This is a genomic window from Sungkyunkwania multivorans, from assembly GCF_042675645.1.
Classification (GTDB): domain Bacteria; phylum Bacteroidota; class Bacteroidia; order Flavobacteriales; family Flavobacteriaceae; genus Sungkyunkwania; species Sungkyunkwania multivorans.
Map to the genome: position 1 here is coordinate 1,000,973 of NZ_JBHTJH010000004.1, position 14,819 is coordinate 1,015,791.

Annotated in this window: 12 protein-coding genes; 10 read left to right on the plus strand and 2 right to left on the minus strand. The window is 43.1% G+C overall.

All coding sequences use genetic code 11. The annotated features are described in order from the left end of the window. Positions 1–119: 119 nt before the first annotated feature. Entirely contained in the window at positions 120–2,003 is a 1,884-nt protein-coding gene (locus ACFQ1M_RS07555) for a CocE/NonD family hydrolase (RefSeq protein WP_386406256.1), read from the plus strand. 218 nt (positions 2,004–2,221) lie between these two features. Then, positions 2,222–4,318: an elongation factor G gene (locus ACFQ1M_RS07560; protein ID WP_386406258.1), complete on the plus strand. Its 2,097-nt coding sequence runs from the start codon at positions 2,222–2,224 to the stop codon at positions 4,316–4,318. Positions 4,319–4,368: 50 nt separating this feature from the next. Here ACFQ1M_RS07560 and ACFQ1M_RS07565 read toward each other — a convergent pair whose 3' ends face one another. Continuing rightward, positions 4,369–5,676, minus strand: coding sequence for an MFS transporter (locus tag ACFQ1M_RS07565; RefSeq protein WP_386406261.1), 1,308 nt, complete (start codon positions 5,674–5,676; stop codon positions 4,369–4,371). Between the two features lie 234 nt (positions 5,677–5,910). Here ACFQ1M_RS07565 and ACFQ1M_RS07570 point away from each other — a divergent pair, with 234 nt between their 5' ends. From ACFQ1M_RS07570 to ACFQ1M_RS07590, 5 genes are all read left to right on the plus strand, one after another. Continuing rightward, positions 5,911–6,582: a flavodoxin reductase gene (locus tag ACFQ1M_RS07570; protein WP_386406264.1), complete on the plus strand. Its 672-nt coding sequence runs from the start codon at positions 5,911–5,913 to the stop codon at positions 6,580–6,582. 22 nt (positions 6,583–6,604) lie between these two features. Beyond that, a complete protein-coding gene (locus ACFQ1M_RS07575) occupies positions 6,605–6,949 on the plus strand; it encodes a DUF3140 domain-containing protein (RefSeq protein ID WP_386406267.1) in 345 nt (114 codons plus the stop codon). Positions 6,950–6,980: 31 nt separating this feature from the next. Then, a complete protein-coding gene (locus ACFQ1M_RS07580; RefSeq protein ID WP_386406270.1) occupies positions 6,981–8,084 on the plus strand; it encodes an NAD(P)-dependent alcohol dehydrogenase in 1,104 nt (367 codons plus the stop codon). Positions 8,085–8,194: 110 nt separating this feature from the next. Next, positions 8,195–8,953 carry a protein-L-isoaspartate(D-aspartate) O-methyltransferase gene (locus tag ACFQ1M_RS07585; RefSeq protein WP_386406273.1) on the plus strand — a complete coding sequence of 253 codons (759 nt, stop codon included), beginning with the start codon at positions 8,195–8,197 and terminating at the stop codon, positions 8,951–8,953. Positions 8,954–8,971: 18 nt separating this feature from the next. Continuing rightward, complete coding sequence (locus tag ACFQ1M_RS07590; RefSeq protein ID WP_386406276.1) at positions 8,972–9,955, plus strand: ROK family protein; 984 nt, start codon at positions 8,972–8,974, stop codon at positions 9,953–9,955. A 153-nt stretch (positions 9,956–10,108) separates the two neighbouring features. Here ACFQ1M_RS07590 and ACFQ1M_RS07595 read toward each other — a convergent pair whose 3' ends face one another. Further along, positions 10,109–10,828 (minus strand): arylesterase, encoded by a 720-nt coding sequence (locus ACFQ1M_RS07595; RefSeq protein ID WP_386406279.1) that lies wholly within the window; start codon positions 10,826–10,828, stop codon positions 10,109–10,111. Between the two features lie 50 nt (positions 10,829–10,878). Between ACFQ1M_RS07595 and ACFQ1M_RS07600 the strand changes: the two genes are divergently transcribed. From ACFQ1M_RS07600 to ACFQ1M_RS07610, 3 genes are all read left to right on the plus strand, one after another. Next, positions 10,879–11,568: an ABC transporter ATP-binding protein gene (locus ACFQ1M_RS07600; protein ID WP_386406282.1), complete on the plus strand. Its 690-nt coding sequence runs from the start codon at positions 10,879–10,881 to the stop codon at positions 11,566–11,568. Positions 11,569–11,615: 47 nt separating this feature from the next. Then, the gene (locus tag ACFQ1M_RS07605) at positions 11,616–14,111 is read left to right on the plus strand and encodes an ABC transporter permease (protein WP_386407084.1); all 2,496 of its coding nucleotides are present in this window, start codon (positions 11,616–11,618) and stop codon (positions 14,109–14,111) included. Positions 14,112–14,379: 268 nt separating this feature from the next. Then, positions 14,380–14,772, plus strand: a complete 393-nt coding sequence (locus ACFQ1M_RS07610) for a nuclear transport factor 2 family protein (protein WP_386406285.1) — start codon at positions 14,380–14,382, stop codon at positions 14,770–14,772. Positions 14,773–14,819 lie beyond the last annotated feature (47 nt).

Consider the following 14,819-nt stretch of genomic DNA (forward strand, 5'->3'; position numbering starts at 1 on the left):
AACATTTATTAATTAACATTCTAGGAACGAGATACAGCTAGACTACTAAGAAACAATCGATTTGTTTAACGCGATTTTTAAGTAACTTTAGGGCACTAACTATATAATTTTTTCCAATTATGAAGCTTTTTCGCTTTATCGCTGCCATTATCTTCTTATTCAATTCACAACTATTTTTTGCACAAGAGAATGATACTATTTTCGAGGAACTCGAGAAAATCGCCATCATCGACCAAAAAATAATGATGCCTATGCGCGATGGAGTGCGCCTCGCCACCGATATTTATCGACCTAAGAACGATAAAAAAGTACCGATCATCTTTTCGCGTACTCCATATAATTTCAACTCATGGGGTGATGGCGAACGCAGAACCCGGACCGCCCAACGTGCTTACGAGGCGGTAAAAAGGGGATATGCCTACGTGGTACAGAATGAACGTGGGCGCTACTATTCGGAAGGGGAATGGGATATTCTGGGCGTACCGCTGACAGATGGCTATGATGCCTTTTCATGGATGAAGAGACAACCCTGGTCCAATGGAAAGATCGGAACTTATGGCTGCTCATCGACCGCCGAATGGCAAATGGCCGTAGCCGCCTTGGACCACCCCGCACATACCGCTATGGTTCCACAAGGATATGGAGCAGGAGTAGGTCGTGTAGGGAATATTATGGAACAAGGGAATTGGTATAGAGGAGGAGTAGAGCAGTTGCTTTTCTTCTCTTGGTTGTATGGGGTGGAACATGATAAATTCAAACCTAGGATACCAGCAGGTGCGTCTCAAGAAGACCTTATCCGGATTTCTAGGTTCTATGATCTGGCACCGGAGAATCCCCCCGTGGACATGGCCGAAGCACTAAAGCATTTGCCTATTCAGGATATACTGAAAAATATCAATGGCAAGCAAGAGATCTTTGATAAGATGGTGCGACGCAAACCGAATCATCCAGATTGGTTCACTGGCGGCCTCTATCACGATACTATGGAGATCGGAGTTCCTAGCTTTTGGTTTGCCTCTTGGTATGATGTATCTATTACGCCAAATCTAAAATTGTTCAATCACATTAGAAATAATGCAAAAGATGCGATGATTCGCGAAAATCAATACTTGGTCATTGCTCCTACCTTGCATTGTAGATACACACGTGCAACTGAAAACACCATTGTTGGTGAGCGAAGTGTGGGTGATGCACGGCTAAATTATGATGAGCAGATCTATGCCTGGTGGGACCTCTGGCTGAAGGGTGAAAATAACAATTTTAAACAAAAGACCCCTCGTGTCCAATATTATACCATGGGCAGCAACAGGTGGCAATCTGCAGACCAATGGCCTCCTGAAAAGACCAAGATGACCACCTATTTTCTGAATAGCAACGGAAACGCCAACAGTGTATACGGAGATGGAGAGCTCAGAACAACAAAGCCTTCAAAAGATAACCCAGATCGCTTTACATACGACCCGATGAATCCAGTGACCTCGTGGGGGGGAAATGTCTGTTGCACCGGCAATGCCGTAAAAGGTGGCGCGTACGATCAACAGGCGATGGAAACCAGAAATGATATTTTGGTGTACACTACCGATGTACTCAAAGAAGGGGTCGAGGTGACAGGTTTTATCGAATCGACACTTTATGTATCGTCAGATGTGAAGGACACCGATTTCACTATGAAGTTGATCGATGTATATCCCGATGGGACTGCGTACAATTTGGATGAGACCATACAACGTGCGCGATACAGAGAGGGCTATGAGAAAGAAGTCTTTATGAATGAGGGCGAGGTATATAAAATTGACTTGACACCGATGGCTACAAGCAACTATTTTAAAAAAGGACATCGTATCAGAATAGAGGTCTCTAGCAGTAATTTTCCACGTTTTGCTAGAAATTTAAATACTGGAGGAAATAATTATGATGAGTCCGTGGCGATAATAGCGCATAACAAAATCCATCATTCAAGAAAATATCCGTCTCAAATTCGATTGCCAATACGCAAAAAATAAGTAAATTATCGTGCCGATGTAAGTGCCTTTCTAATGCCCAATTTGGCTCTAGACACCTGGTCATAAGCCCCATTGCTTGCATTGCAATTATTCGTAAATGATGCGCTTAAAATATTCAATTATCAAAATTGAAATAATGACGCAAACCTAACAAAAGTCATTTATTCTGTTGTTAGCGATCTATAGTTTTAGGGGTTTAAACTCAATGACCAAAAATTATGAAAGTATATGATGACAAGCACATAAAGAATGTCGCTTTTGTTGGGGCTCATGGTGCTGGCAAGACCACCTTGGCCGAAACCATGCTCTTCGAAGCTGGGTTGATAAATAGACGCGGTACTGTAGAGAATAAGAATACGGTTTCCGATCATCACGAAATAGAACAAGAACGGGAAACATCCATTTTTGCCACACCTTTACATACCGAATGGCGTAATTATAAGATCAATATCCTCGATACTCCGGGGCTCGATGACTTTATTGGTGAGATCATTTCATCAATACGGGTAGCGGACACGATCGTAACGGTTCTCAATGCCCAACATGGATTTGAGATCGGGACAGAGATCATTTGGAATTATATCGACCGCTATAACAAACCTACGCTCTTTGTGGTCAATCAGATAGACCATTTGAATGCCGATTTTGAAGGCAGTTTCAAGAGTATTAAGGATTTTGTGGGTAATAATGCCATTAAAATTCAATACCCGATCAAATTAGATGGTGCGCAGGCCATTATCGACGTCTTAAAAATGAAATGTTATAAATTCTCTCCTGAAGGTGGCAAACCTGAAAAGCTACCCATACCAGACGATCAAAAGGAGTTGGCTGATAAATTGCACAACGAATTGGTTGAAAAGGCGGCTGAAAATGACGATTCATTGTTAGAACTATTCTTTGAAAAAGGAACCCTTAACGAAGATGAAATGCGACAAGGTATCAAGGCGGGAATGCTTAGACATGAACTTTTCCCAGTCTTTTGTGTATCGGCCCTGAAGGACATGGGAAGCGGCAGATTAATGGGATTCATTGACAATGTAGCTCCCGCTGCTGCGGATCTTCCACCTGAGCAAAGTACAGACGGAACAGAAGTGATTCGAAAAAAAGAAGCCCCCAAAGCATTGTTTGTTTTCAAAACGCTTTATCAGCCAAGTTTGGGACAGATCACCTTCTTTAAAGTGAAATCTGGTGAAGTTACGGTGAATGACAAACTTGTCAATTCTAGAAATGGAGAGACCGAAGTACTACACCAGCTATTCATCATGGATGGGAAAAAGAGAGAACCCGTCCAAAAATTAACTGCTGGCGACATAGGCGCAACACTAAAGTTAAAACATACCGAGACCAACGACACCTTGCATTCCGAAGGGCATCCAATAGCTATAAGACCGATTCAATATCCCGCAACACGGACTAGAAGGGCCATCCATGCCGCCAATCAAAGTGAAGAAGAAAAGCTAAGTGAGGCGCTTAAAAAGATCCATAGCCAGGATCCGACGGTAACCGTAGAATTTTCGAAAGAATTGAAACAACTCATTCTTGGATGTCAAGGTGAATTGCATTTAGCCATCATCGATTGGCTACTGAAAAATGTCTATGGTATTGATGCCATCATGGAAAAACCTAAAATTGCCTACAGAGAGACGATCCAACGATCTTCGACAGCCAATTATCGGCATAAGAAGCAATCGGGTGGTGCAGGCCAATTTGCCCAAGTTCAACTTAAAATAGAACCTTGGTATGAAGGGATCGAAGAACCTCAGGGCTTCAATATTCGCGGTAAAGAAGAGATCGATCTAGAATGGGGAGGTAAATTGGTATTCTATAATTGTATTGTTGGTGGGGTCATCGATGCGCGCTATCTTCCTTCGATAAAAAAGGGCATATTAGAAGTCATGGAATCAGGACCGCTTACAAGATCCTATGTCAGGGACGTTCGGGTGATGGTATATGATGGTAAGATGCACCCGGTAGATTCTAATGACATATCCTTTAAAATAGCAGGGGCACATGCGTTTAAAGAAGCGTTCTTAAATGCCAAGCCAAAACTGTTGGAACCAGTACAAGAGCTGACCATCAAAGTTCCAGAAGAATTGGTAGGGAATGTCATGACAGATCTACAATCTCGTAGGTCGAACATCATCGGAATTGATAGTATTGATAATTATCAAACGCTAAAATGTATCACACCTACAGCAGAATTGTACGGATACGCTACCGATCTAAGGTCACTAACACGTGGTAGGGCCACTTTCAAAGCCGTTTTTTCATCTTTTCAGCCAGTGCCTCATAATGTACAAGAAGCATTAGTTTAAAAATGTAAAAACAGTCAGAGAAAGAGCAAGTGATCAAGAGACGAGTCGATCTATTCAACATCGGGCAATCGATAACTTCTATAGGCGCCTAAAAGGCCAAAGAGCGATAGCACCAGAATAATACCTTCCATCGAAATTAGTGATGCTAGTGCACTGATACCTCCGGTGATCAAGAGAATTGCTCCTATCAAAGTATTGCTTACAGCAACATAATCTGTTCGTTTGTTTCCGCTGGCCATGTCTACCACATAGGTCTTTCTGCCTAAACGGACGCCGCTGTGCGCGATCCCAAGGATGAAGTAAGCTACTGGATATAGCCAGTAAGAATCACGTAAGCTCGGCACGAACATCACAACGACAAAAACAGTGATCCCTAAGAACGCGGTGATCGCTGCGGCCACAGCCATAACATTTTTACTGGATCTGTCAGCAAATTTTCCCCAGAAGGGAGCGCTCAATACAGATGCGAGACCGTTGGCGATGATGAACAATCCAAGGATATAAGCCTGTTTGCCCATCTGATTTTGAGCCAGAAGTACGTAGAAAGGAGCTGTTAAGGCAGAACAGAGCAGCAATGACCGAGCGATGATAAACTTTCGGAAGTGAGCATCAGACTTAACAATACCCATTCTATCCATCGCTTCCTTCCAGCCATTTCTACCTCCAGAAGTTTCTCCAGGGAATTCCTTGATCTGTGCATAGATGATCGCCGAGATGATCCATAAGCTACTAGCGAAGAAGATCGTATAGGCATAGAACTCAATTCCTACATCTTTTTTTGACTGATATATCATAAACAAACCAGCTGCAAGCACCAAAACTCCAGAAACAGCCACGGTATAGCCCTTGAGCTTTCCACGGCGCGTTTTTGGGATGGTTTTTCCCAACACATCTTTGGATGCTACCGAGCAAAGCCCTCTTGATAGACTAAAACTGATCAAGAATATGATGATCAACCACCCAGCCAAACTTCCATCGGTATACAGTGTCGTAAAACCAATCGCTGCAATTGATGCACTTTGTAGCATCGCGCCGATCACATATACCCATTTACGTTTCTCCTTGGTACGAATGTAGCTAGCAATGATGATCTGAGGCAACATGGAACCAGATTCTCTTATTGGTACGATAAAACTGATCAAATAGACAGGAGCATTTACCAAACTCATGATCCAAGCCAATACCGTCTTGGGATTACTCAAGGTATCCCCAAGCTTGGTCACTGTATTGCTCAACAGCAATGAAAAGTAATTCTTCGGGGCCCACTGGCAAGCATCATCGTCGATGTCCTTGCACACTCTGGCATCTTCTTCATTGTTGAGCTTATCGTAAAGTGTTTCTGCGAAATTTATTTTCATATGATCTTTAGAATAAATCAGATTTACCTCTTTTCAGCGGCATCGTTACCTCAATCAAACAATCGGTGTTTTTTATTTTATGAGTTAAAGATAGCGAAGATAGAGTTCATGCAAGGCACATCAGTTCGCTATCTTTATAGATGAATCCAGTGGCGTCTGTATAACGATCATTGACGTAATTGTCATTGGATTGAATATTCAAACACAAAAATTAATCATCATAATTTATAACCGATGGAACATCAAATACTTGTTAAAAAAATTGAATGGGTCACCCATGATGTAGTTCGTCTGCTTACGGATAAACCCAAAGAATATAATTTTATTCCCGGACAAGCCACCGAGCTGGCGATAGACAAAGACGGGCTGCGCGAGCAAAAACGACCTTTTACATTTACCAGTCTTCCAGAGAATTCCGAACTCGAATTTACCATCAAGATCTATGAATCGCATAAGGGCGTCACCGATAAGATCCAACATCTGAGGGTTGGTGACAAACTTATCATTGGAGATGCTTGGGGTGCCATTCAATACAAGGGCCCTGGAACCTTTATCGCAGGTGGAGCAGGTATCACTCCCTTCATTGCCATTCTCAAGGACCTAAACCGAAAGAACATGCTCAATGGAAATCGCCTATTCTTTGGCAACAAGACCGAAAAAGATATCATCTATAAGTCGAATCTAGAGACATGGTTGGGAGATGCCTTTTATAATATCCTTTCGGAGGAGGAAAAAGAGGAGTACGCCCAAGGACAGATCGATAAAGAATACCTCAAAAAGCATAACCTAGATGCTTCAAGTCCTGTGTACCTCTGCGGCCCACCGCCAATGATGGATGCTTTGATACCCGCACTATATGCCTTGGGAATTTCTGAGAGTCATTTGATCAAAGAAGGTTTTGAATAAATCACTAATACCAACAAAATTTATGGACATTAAGAAAGATGAAGTCTACGATGAATTCTATGATCTTGTCAATATGACCCCAAGCGAGCTTGAAGACTGGCTAGAAACCGACAAATCCAAGAGTGTTGGGTCTGATTCGGGAGACGGGGAGTCGGTTGGCCACAAGAGTGGACGAAAGATCGTCGATATCAAGAATACAAAAAAAGCGGACCTCACAGAATCACAGTTAGAACATATGAACAAAGTGGTCGGTTACATCAAACGTCATAAAGCGCAAACACCAGATTCTAATATCAAGGAATCCAATTGGCGCTACAGTTTAAAGAACTGGGGGCACGATCCTTGCAAGCAAATGGATTGTAATTGAATATTAACTTCAAAAAATATATAGAATCACAATGAAAACAAAGGTCGCTATAGTAAAAGAAAAAGAAAAAGAATTTGAAATACAAGAAGTAGAGATTGATGAGCCAAAAGCGCATGAAGTTTTGGTCAAAGTGGTTGCCACAGGGCTTTGCCATACCGATCTTTCAGTAAAAGATGGCATTCTTCCTACTAACTACCCTGTGGTATTGGGTCATGAAGGTGCTGGTATTGTCGAAAAGGTGGGAAGCCATGTAAAAGACTTGGCAAAAGGCGATCATGTGGTCTTATCTTATGGATCGTGTGGCCATTGTCGGCCCTGCATGGAAGGTGACACCACCTATTGCGTAGCATTGGAAGCGCTTAATTTTATGAACAAGCGCCAAGCTTCAGACGATAATATATTCCAAGGAAATGATAAAAAATTGAACGGTGCATTCTTCCAGCAATCATCCTTTGGTACCTATGCGCTAGCGCACGAGCGCAATACCGTAAAAGTGACAAAGGATGTGGATCTTAAACTTCTGGGGCCCTTGGGGTGCGGAATTCAAACCGGAGCAGGAACCGTTATGAACACCTTGAATCCGAGAGCAGGGACTAGCATCGCAATATTCGGTGTGGGTTCTGTCGGACTTTCGGCCATCATGGCGGCAAAGAATGCGGGTTGTGCGGAGATCATTGCGGTAGATATCAATTCCGACCGCTTGCAATTGGCAAAAAAGTTAGGAGCAATACACATTATCAATAGCGAAGAAAAAGATGCGCCAGATATGATCGAGGAAATTACTACCTTGGGCGTGGACTATGCAGTAGAAGCTACTGGGGTAAAAGCGGTAGCCGAAATGGCCTTCCGCACACTTGCAAATCGAGGAACGCTTGCTGTAGTAGGCGCCCCAAAAGGTGGAACAGAGTATGCCTTTGATGCGAACGAATTGATCAATACAGGAAAAAAGGTGGTAGGCGTTGTAGAAGGAGATAGTATCGTTAAGGTTTTTATTCCTCGATTGATAACTCTTTATCAGCAAGGACGTTTCCCATTTGATGAATTGGTAGAATACTATGCTTTTGAAGACATTAACAAAGCAGTTACGGATATGGAAGATGGAAAGGTCATCAAGCCAATTCTGGAGATGTCGTAAAATGATCGTTCATATTTCGAAGAATTTGATCTAACAGTCCTAGGGTTTATACAATCCTTGATGGTAACGCAACAATGCTTGCAATCGATGCTCTTTAGAAAAACCATCTGATGAGATATTTACCATTCAAAGCATCGTTTGTAGCTATCATTTCTGTCATATCATATATCATGAAAAGGCTCGTTGTAATCATATCTTTTATCAGTTTTATCATGGGCTGTGCCCAAGATGACTACCTCGCTAAACGACAACAGATGGTGGAAACGCAGCTTACTTCAAGAGACATCAATGATGCTGCAACATTAAGGGCGATGAGAACGGTTCCGAGGCATCTTTTCGTGCCAGAACATGCAAGACCTCTTGCTTACAACGATTACGCGCTTTCTATAGGTCATGGTCAGACCATCTCCCAACCTTATATCGTGGCCTATATGACGCAAATGCTCAATTTAAAACCCACTGATATCGTATTGGAGATCGGCACGGGTTCGGGATATCAGGCCGCTGTATTGGCCAAGATCGTCGATTCGGTATATACCATCGAAATTGTCAAGGAGCTTACACTTTCTGCAAAAGACCTTCTTTCTAAACTGGGATATGTTAACGTCAATGTAAAACATGGCGATGGGTATCATGGCTGGCCTAGCAGGGCGCCTTTTGATGCGATCATGGTCACTGCGGGAGCCGACTCGATTCCCCAACCTTTGATCGATCAATTAAAAGTAGGAGGGCGGATGATCATTCCAGTAAGTTCTGACGACGGTGGCAGTCGGTTGGTGTTGGTGAAAAAACGAAAAAACAACCTTGTTACTAGAGAATTATTACGGGTTCGTTTCGTACCTTTTACCAGAGAAAAAGAAAAGAACTAACCGCAAGACCGTTAAAACATGAGCATTTTAAAGCTTGCCGTCGGCATTGACATTGGTGGCACCAAAACAAAGGTTGGCCTAGTGAATGAACAAGGCGAAAGTCTAGTAAGGACCTTTTTCCGGACAAAAGAATATCCAGATATCGATGATTTTATAGCCCGAATCATCGAAGCCATTGGCGAGCTAAAGATACAACTTGGTCAAGAATCCAAATTGATAGGTATCGGTATTGGCGCCCCCAACGCTTCTAGCAAAAAAGGCACTATAGAGAATGCGGCCAATTTGCTTTGGAAGGGGAGTGTGCCGCTGGTGGAAAAACTAAGAGCACAAATCGACCTCCCAATAAAGATCATGAACGATGCGAGCGCCGCCGCCTTGGGAGAAATGCTGTTTGGAAATGCCAAAGGGATGAAAGACTTTTTGGTCATCACGCTGGGCACAGGTTTGGGGTCTGGGATCGTGGCCAATGGCCAACTCATCGAAGGACATCTCGGTTTTGCCGGAGAATTGGGCCATTTTGATCTGACCGTCGGTGATGGCAGATTTACGGGCTTGGGCGTAGCTGGAGGATTGGAGGCCTACGTTTCCGCTACCGGACTAAAACGCACCATCATGTATCTGTTAAGTAAATACATGGATGACAGTGTATTCAGAAACATCGCTTACAACGACCTTCACGGCGAAGACATCACAGCCGCAGCCGAGAATGGTGACCCCATTGCTATCAAAGCCTTTGAATATACCGGACGGATCCTTGGGTATGCGCTTGCTAACTTTGCGGTGTTCACACAGCCCGAAGCCATCTTTTTATTGGGCGGGTTGACGGGAAGCGGTAAATGGCTGTTCGAGCCAGCCAACAAGTATATGGAAAAACATCTATTGGAGATCTACCGCGGTAAGATAAAACTGATGCGCTCTGGAATGCATGGTAAGAATGCTGCGATCGCTGGTGCGGCTTCGCTGATATGGGTTGATCAGAAAGCACATGATGATCGTGAATAATAAACTTATCCAAATCATCATTGAGGTCCTGAGGCCTCATAGAAAAGTAATCTTTTTTAATAGAAATTCTCTTCAGACAGATTGCTTCAAGGCTTCCAGCTGTTCGTAATGACCAATGGGATAAGTTTCGTAGGGTTAAAGATCATTCGTGAATTACTTTATCACCTCTTCTAAAACATCCCATACATTATCAGCAACAATCTTCTGCCCTTCGGCCGTGGGATGGATACCATCGGCCTGATTGAGTGCTGCCACCCCGCCAACATCTTCTAAGAGAAAGGGAATAAGTTTCAAATTATTTTTTTCGGCAAGTTCGGGAAATATACTTTTAAACTCTTTGGTATATTCTGGCCCCATATTTGGAGGAAGCTGCATCCCGGCCAAGATGATGGTGGTCTTAGGATTTTTCTCTCGTACCGCATCGATGATCGCCTGTAAGTTCTGTCGTGTCTCGCCCAAAGGAATTCCCCTTAATCCATCGTTGGCACCTAATTCTAACAAAAAGACGTCAACTTCTTGATTGAGTACCCAATCGATACGGCTTCTGCCACCAGCGGTGGTTTCTCCGCTTAATCCCGAATTGATGACCGTGTAGTTCAATCCTAAAGAATCGATCCTCGACTGGAGTATGGCAGGATAGGCTTCGTTGATGTCGTCCAACCCATATCCGGCGGTCAAACTATCACCAAAACACAGCATGATCTTTGTGTCAGTATCCTCATTGGCAGTACTTTTCTTTTCGGTATTTTCTTTGGTCTCAATCGCTTCTTTTTTAGAGGTGGTTTCCCCACAAGAAAGCAATAAAGGCAAGATCAAAAAATAACAAAACTTTAAGGAAATCCGTCTGTAGCAACTGAATAAATCTGAAATCATTTGCTTATTTTTCATTTTTCGCATTTCCTTTTAAATTAATTGAAGACAACATGTCAAAGATATTAAAGATCCATGAGTTGGAGAAAACTTACAGCAGCGGTTCTAAAAAGCTAACTGTCTTACACGATATCTCATTTGAAGTGGAAAAAGGAGCCACCTTTTCTATCGTTGGTCCTTCTGGAAGCGGTAAGACCACCTTACTTGGACTTTGCGCAGGATTGGATGATCCAGACGCTGGTGTCGTAGAACTCTGCGGTCAAAACTTACAAGTGCTAGATGAGGACCAACGGGCGCAATTGCGAAATAAGGAGGTAGGCTTCATCTTTCAGGATTTTCAGTTACTACCAACCTTGACCGCCTTAGAAAATGTCATCGTACCTCTGGAATTACAAGGAGCGAAAGATGCGACCAAGATAGGCACAGAGCTGTTGAAGAAGGTCGGACTGGCAGATCGTTTTCACCATTATCCCTCACAACTTTCAGGTGGGGAACAACAACGCGTTGCCTTGGCCAGGGCCTTTTCAAATACACCTTCTATCTTGTTTGCCGATGAGCCCACTGGCAACTTGGATGAGGAGACCGGTGAAAAAGTGATACAGCTCTTGTTTGAATTAAACAAGGAGGCGGGTACCACTTTGGTGATCATCACTCACGATCTAGAGCTTGCCAATAGAACACAGCAGATCCTCAGATTAAAAGGCGGAAAGATCATGTCTAACGAGCCAACACTGTCGCATTGAACATAGATACATCAAATTCAAAGGTCAGCAGCCTGTGGCTGTTTAAAATGACATGGCGTGATGGCAAAGCTAGCATTTCCCGACTATTGCTGTTTATGGCATCGATCATTATTGGTATTGCAGCAGTAGTTTCGATTCAGTTATTCAGTAAGAACTTAGAACAGAATATCGAACGTCAATCAAAAGCACTGACCGGTGCTGATTTTATCATTGACAGCCGACAGCTTCCCAATGAAAGGGTGCAAGGCATTATCGATTCGTTAGGAGCAGACGCCTTTGAGGTAAATTTTTCGTCCATGGCGGCCTTCCCAAAAAATGGCGGCACTAAGCTCGTACAAGTACGAGGCATGGAAGGAGACTTCCCATTTTATGGAACACTGGAAACCGAACCTGCTTCTGCCGCTACCACCTATCAACGAGAAGGAAGTGCTTTGGTAGATGCTACTTTGATGTTACAATACGATATACAAGCGGGAGACTCCATCAAGTTGGGATTGCTAACGCTACCCATTGCTGGTGCGATCAATTCGATTCCAGGTTCTTCAGCAATTTCCACTTCGGTGGCACCGACCGTACTTCTTCCTTTCCGATTTATCGAGCAGACCCAACTTTTACAGCTAGGGAGCAGAAAAGAATACCAATACTTCTTCGTAGCCTCGCCTGATATGGACCTCGATCAACTCGACAAAACATTGGATCCTATCTTGGATGCCGAGAATGCAGACCTTGACACGCACAACAGTACCAGCCGACGCATAGGGCGTAGTTATGAAAATCTTGGTAAATTTTTGAACCTCGCGGCTTTTATTGCGTTATTACTTGGCTGTATAGGAATTGCCAGCTCCGTTCATATTTATATCAAGGAGAAATTGGCTGATGTAGCAGTTTTAAAATGTTTGGGCGCTTCTAGAAGGCAGACCTTCATGATCTATCTTATACAAATTGCGGCCATGGGTCTTTTTGGAGGGATTTTGGGAACCATGATTGGAATTGGACTACAGCAAGTATTTCCACTCCTCTTACAAGAATTTCTCCCTTTTGAGATTGAGATAGCCGTTTCGCCTCAACCCATCATCATGGGGTTGTTATTAGGTGTTTTGATGTCGGTGCTATTTGCATTGCTGCCCTTGCTCGGTACTTGGTATGTATCACCTCTGGAAGTACTGAGGGTTTCGGAAGAAAGCCCGGTAAAGTCCAAGAAAGCACGGTCTTTTACCTTTACAGCCATCCTGCTCTTTATCTTCTTATTTTCCTTTTGGATCTTAAAGGATTTACTATTTGCCTTGGCCTTTGTCCTCGGAATTGTAATCACCTTTGCCATACTGGCTGGTGTTTCAGCGCTTTTTATAAAAGGAATACGAAAGTATTTCCCAGCATCATGGGGATTTACGGCGCGCACTAGTTTGTTGAATCTCTTTCGTCCGAACAATCAGACCATGGTGCTCATTCTAGCTATAGGTTTAGGGACCTTTCTGATCAGTACTTTATATTTCACCAAGGATATTCTGCTGGCAAAGACCGCTTTGAAGAATGGCGCTAACGATGCCAATATGATTCTATTGGATGTGCAGCCAGAGCAGCAGGAGGCCGTAGCAGCTAGCATCACACCCACGGGTCTTGATGTCATAGATAATCTTTCGATCGTCACCATGCGGGTACATAGCATCAATGGACAATTGGCCAATGAGATTCGCAAAGATACCAGCTCTACAATCAATGAATGGGTATTGAATCATGAGTTTCGAACCACCTTCCGCGATTCGCTGATCGCTTCCGAAGAAATTTTAGAGGGAAATTGGGTGAAGGAGATCACGCCTGGAGAACCAGTGAAGATCTCTATCTCGGAAAATCTTGCTGAAAATGCCAAGCTAAAGGTAGGTGACACCCTTGTTTTTAACGTGCAAGGTGTGTTGATGGAAACCACTATTGGAAGCATCAGAAAAGTAGATTGGGCACGTATGCAAATGAATTTTATGGTCGTTTTTCCAAAAGGTGTATTGGAAAAGGCACCCCAATTTCATGTACTAACCACCTACGCTCCGGATGATTCCAGTTCAGCGGCCTTGCAACGCGATCTTATACGTAAATTCCCCAATGTCACGGTCATTGACCTGCGACAGATCTATACGGTCATCGAAGACATTCTGGATAAGATCTCTTGGGTCGTGAATTTTATGGCCTTTTTCAGCATCATCACTGGACTTATCGTGCTTATCGGATCGGTGCGCACCAGCAAATACCAACGAATCAGAGAAAGTGTTTTGCTACGTACGTTAGGAGCCAAGAGCAAGCAAATCCTTCGTATCACCGCACTTGAATATTTATTTTTAGGCATCCTGGGAAGTTTGGCTGGGATCCTATTATCACTGGTCAGTAGTCAATTATTGGCAACCTTGCTCTTCAAGGAGCCATTTGTGCCTTCTGTAATTCCATTCCTTCTGTTTTTGCCTGGAATTATCATTTTGGTCATGGCCATTGGGTTGAGCAATATCAAAAGTGTCCTGCAAAGTCCGCCTTTGGAAGTATTGAGAAAAGTAGGGTAGTACGCTTTAGTTGGTGATGAATATGAGTATAATATAATTGTCATCGCGAGATACTCTGAGAAAGGATGGACCATGCGATTTGTCTGCTGCTAACTCAAGATGCAACGGATTGCTTCGCTCCAGTGAATTCCGCTCGCAATGACCTACGATCAGCTTATTCAGAATTCTCAATCAGTTACTGACTTTCCTCATTTCACAGTTCGATTTTCAGTTGTTTATTTGATAAGGTCCCTTTGACATGCGGTACACAATAGAAAAATACAGTATCATGGAAACAACACATCCAAACATCGAAGTATTACAGAAATTTGACCCTACCAATATTGCTTCGGCGGTTAATATTTTGGCTGAAGATGCAATTTTCCATTACATCAACCCAAACCTACCACATCTAGAAGGCGATTATGTGGGCCTAAAAGGTTTTCAGACGTTCTTCAAAACGATTGGTGCTATTTCTAAGGGTACTTTTAAAGTCAATCCAATAACCGCATATCCTATAGGTGAGGAATTGGTCGTTGTACATAGCAGAAACGACATCGTCTTGGAGGACAAGCAAATGGAGGTCGATGTGGTCGTCGTATGGCGCATTGTCGATGGTAAGATTCGTGAGGTTTGGGATATTCCATCTACTCATCATGTGAATATTCGGCCTGTTGTTTGATTTTTATATTGATGAGATGAAAGCAAAGAGAAGATATAATTTTTTGC

What these genes read in the sequence shown, in the direction of transcription:
- ACFQ1M_RS07565 (WP_386406261.1), bottom strand. Translation starts at nt 5,676, where the DNA reads ATGAAAATAAATTTCGCAGAAACACTTTACGATAAGCTCAACAATGAA.
- ACFQ1M_RS07600 (WP_386406282.1), top strand. Translation starts at nt 10,879, where the DNA reads ATGTCAAAGATATTAAAGATCCATGAGTTGGAGAAAACTTACAGCAGC.
- ACFQ1M_RS07555 (WP_386406256.1), top strand. Translation starts at nt 120, where the DNA reads ATGAAGCTTTTTCGCTTTATCGCTGCCATTATCTTCTTATTCAATTCA.
- ACFQ1M_RS07595 (WP_386406279.1), bottom strand. Translation starts at nt 10,828, where the DNA reads ATGATTTCAGATTTATTCAGTTGCTACAGACGGATTTCCTTAAAGTTT.
- ACFQ1M_RS07610 (WP_386406285.1), top strand. Translation starts at nt 14,380, where the DNA reads ATGGAAACAACACATCCAAACATCGAAGTATTACAGAAATTTGACCCT.
- ACFQ1M_RS07560 (WP_386406258.1), top strand. Translation starts at nt 2,222, where the DNA reads ATGAAAGTATATGATGACAAGCACATAAAGAATGTCGCTTTTGTTGGG.
- ACFQ1M_RS07580 (WP_386406270.1), top strand. Translation starts at nt 6,981, where the DNA reads ATGAAAACAAAGGTCGCTATAGTAAAAGAAAAAGAAAAAGAATTTGAA.
- ACFQ1M_RS07585 (WP_386406273.1), top strand. Translation starts at nt 8,195, where the DNA reads ATGAGATATTTACCATTCAAAGCATCGTTTGTAGCTATCATTTCTGTC.
- ACFQ1M_RS07605 (WP_386407084.1), top strand. Translation starts at nt 11,616, where the DNA reads ATGACATGGCGTGATGGCAAAGCTAGCATTTCCCGACTATTGCTGTTT.
- ACFQ1M_RS07570 (WP_386406264.1), top strand. Translation starts at nt 5,911, where the DNA reads ATGGAACATCAAATACTTGTTAAAAAAATTGAATGGGTCACCCATGAT.
- ACFQ1M_RS07590 (WP_386406276.1), top strand. Translation starts at nt 8,972, where the DNA reads ATGAGCATTTTAAAGCTTGCCGTCGGCATTGACATTGGTGGCACCAAA.
- ACFQ1M_RS07575 (WP_386406267.1), top strand. Translation starts at nt 6,605, where the DNA reads ATGGACATTAAGAAAGATGAAGTCTACGATGAATTCTATGATCTTGTC.